General features: G+C 66.7%; 1 protein-coding gene. It reads right to left on the bottom strand.

Annotated elements, in window-relative coordinates:
* Positions 1-247: hypothetical protein (locus tag SB753_RS37760; RefSeq protein WP_410805247.1), on the bottom strand; the 247-nt coding region annotated here is incomplete at its 3' end.
* Between the last annotated feature and the right edge of the window lie 20 nt (positions 248-267).

The following is a 267-nucleotide window of genomic DNA, read 5'->3' as shown; positions in this document are numbered from 1 at the left end:
GGTTGCCGTCGCCGATGGCCGCCAAGTCGATGGTCGGCAGGTCAGCATTGTCGGCATCCAGCGTGGCGCTTTCGGTGTCGCTGGCCGGGTTGCCCGCTTGGTCGGTGACGTCGGCGACCACGGTGATGGTGCCGTCGACCAGGCCGGCGGCCGTCAGGTCTTCGGTGGTGCTGAATGCGCCGTTGGTCACCGTGGCGGTGAACGTGGCGGTGTTGTTCTGGCTGTCGGTGACCGTCAGCGTGACCACTTGACCGTCTTCCACGTTGG

Source organism: Paraburkholderia sp. SIMBA_053, from assembly GCF_046534895.1.
Lineage (GTDB): Bacteria > Pseudomonadota > Gammaproteobacteria > Burkholderiales > Burkholderiaceae > Paraburkholderia > Paraburkholderia caledonica.
Note: the sequence above shows the minus strand (reverse complement) of the source record. Positions and strands in the feature narration are given on the sequence as shown.